Below are 2,534 nucleotides of genomic sequence, written 5' to 3' on the forward strand. Positions count from 1 at the left end.
TCAATACGGAGTTTCAGAATACAATGGTTTCCGAAGTATTTCGGATCTTGTTTTCGGACATAATGTTTGGGAAAGTTATCAGAGTACAGTTTCGGCTGCGGCGGCAAAGCCGCCGCAGCCGAAACTTTGTAAATAGCGAGTGCGGAAAGCTGGAAACAGCTTCAAATAATTAATGTTGATGGTTTTTGGTTTTGGGTTTCGTGTTTGAAACATGATTCAAAAAAATGACCGATTAAAAACCGGTCACCCTCAAATTATTTATCTACCTAACATTGCTTTAAGTATGATTATCTAACGGAGAAATATTAAAAATTATTTTAAAAAGAAAAAAAAATTTTATCCTGAAAATCCTACTGACAAACTGTTGTCATCACCTCGGTTTATCTTTGTATCAACAATAACAAACAACATTAAAACTATGACAACTACAGCAACCATCACAAAACAGTTTATGACTTCGGAACAATTATTAGAACATTGGCAGGGTCACAGAAATTTAACGAGAAGAGTGATCGAGGCGTTTCCTGAAAAGGATTTATTTGAATTTTCAATTGCGGGGATGAGACCGTTCGCAAAGTTAGCAGTTGAATTAATCAGCATTGGCGGACCTGCTTTGAAGGGAATTGTCGACAAGAATATGGAAGCTTACAATGAAGAAGGTTTTGTCCCGAAAACGAAGGAGGAACTTCTGAAAAAGTGGGACGAAGAAACGGAAACGATCAATCATTATTTTGCGCAGATTTCGGAGGAGCGTTTTCAGGAGACTTTTAATTTATTCGGACAGTATGAATTTCCTGTGTATCAAAATATTCTGTATTTCGTTGATAATGAAATCCATCACCGTGGACAAGGGTATGTTTATTTAAGAGCTTTGGGAATTGAACCGCCTTTTTTTTGGGAGAGATTTTCGGTTCGTTAATGCCTTTGTTCAAGCTGAAATCATTGATTCTCTCACGAAACCGCAGTAAGGAAAAAGAGCGGAGATGCGTCTCATAGATTAAATTTTAACGAACTTTTATGATCTGCGGATCTGCTCTTCTTTAAACATGAAGTTTGTTTAAGCTAATTTTAAATTTAACCGCAAAAAAAAGCAAAAGACTTTATCGTATTTTTTAAGGTACTTCAAAAGGTTTGCAAAAGGAACTTTTAATTTTTGTTAACTTATGTGTTCTTTTTATATTAATCATTAAACTTAAAATAACTAAAGTGTTAATCTTTTGCTTCTTTTGCGGTTAAAAATAAAAGTTTAAACATTATCATTTTATTTTAAATTATTGCCAGAAACCTCAACAGCAATTGTTGGGGTTTTTATTGATGCTTGTCTGCAATCTTTGACAACAAATCATTGAGTTGTACTTTGAGGGTTTCGGGTTCTAAAATCGTTGCAAAGTCTGCAAAAGTAATCAGCCAGCGCGGAAATCCGTCTTTAATGGATTCTGTTTCGAAGGTGAGTTCTACCATTCCGTTTTCGGCATCAATTTCTTTAGTTAGACCGTAGTATTTTTTGGAATTGACCAGAAAAGTCATGATCTTTTTCTCCACCAAAAGTCTTACGAGTATTTTATTGCCATTGTTGCTTTGTCTGTAATCATTAATCTGCCCGTATTCTCCTAAAAACGGATTCTGGGTTTTTGAAATCTTTAAAATCCGGTCAATACGAAATTGCCGGAAGTCGTTTCTCAGGGTACAGTAAGCCATGATGTACCAATAATTGAATTCAAAGAAAACGCCGACTGCTTCAATGGTTCTTGTGGAAATTTCCTCATCAACGGTTTTATATTCCATGATTAACTGCCGTTTTTCGGCTATGCTTTCCAGAATCGTGGGTAGAACGTCTTTAATGGTATCTTCGGTTTCGGCATGATACTGAAAAATATCAATCTGATTTTCAATATTTTGAATTAGATTTCTATCGGAAAATTTTAAAACGGAACGCACTTTTTCCATCGCGGTCTGATAATGATTTCCCAAACTCTGATGTGAAAATTTCTGCATTAGTTTTTCGGCGGTAATGAAACTCAGAACTTCTTCTTTGGTGAACATGACAGGCGGCAGTTTGTAGCCATCCATTAAAGAATAACCGCTTCCTGCTTCACCAATGATCGGAATTCCGGCATTTTCCAGTGTTTTTACGTCGCGGTAAATGGTTCTTACACTCACATCAAATTTGGCAGCCAGATCCTGCGCTCTTACAAGCGGTTTCGACTGTAATTGAGTGAGAATTGCCGTGACACGGTCGAGTTTTTTGAGATAATGGTCGTTCATTGGGTGTGAAGGTCGGAGTGTTTTAGGGTTTTAGTGTTTTAGGGTTTTAGTGTTTTAGTGTTTTAGTGTTTTAGCAAAGTTATCTTTTATCTTTTATCTTTTATCTTTTATCTTTTATCTTTTATCTTTTATCTTTTATCTTTTATCTTTTATCTTTTATCTTTTATCTTTTATCTTTTATCTTTTATCTTTTATCATTATAAGTATTAACCAATTTATCCAGATTTAAACTCCTCGCAGAGGCATCAAAAATTTCTCTGTAGGTTCCG

At 35.3% G+C, this 2,534-nt stretch carries 2 protein-coding genes; one reads left to right on the top strand and one right to left on the bottom strand.

Features of this window, described 5'->3' with window-relative positions; genetic code table 11:
- Window positions 1–418: 418 nt before the first annotated feature.
- Window positions 419–919 (top strand): DinB family protein, encoded by a 501-nt coding sequence (locus WFK35_RS22100; protein ID WP_087709278.1) that lies wholly within the window; start codon window positions 419–421, stop codon window positions 917–919.
- Window positions 920–1,308: 389 nt separating this feature from the next.
- On the opposite strand, the gene WFK35_RS22105 is transcribed toward WFK35_RS22100, so the two are convergent.
- Complete coding sequence (locus WFK35_RS22105) at window positions 1,309–2,265, bottom strand: helix-turn-helix transcriptional regulator (RefSeq protein ID WP_336734742.1); 957 nt, start codon at window positions 2,263–2,265, stop codon at window positions 1,309–1,311.
- Window positions 2,266–2,534: the final 269 nt, after the last annotated feature.

It is taken from the genome of Chryseobacterium sp. VD8, assembly GCF_037149975.1.
In the GTDB taxonomy this organism is placed as follows: Bacteria; Bacteroidota; Bacteroidia; order Flavobacteriales; family Weeksellaceae; genus Chryseobacterium; species Chryseobacterium indicum.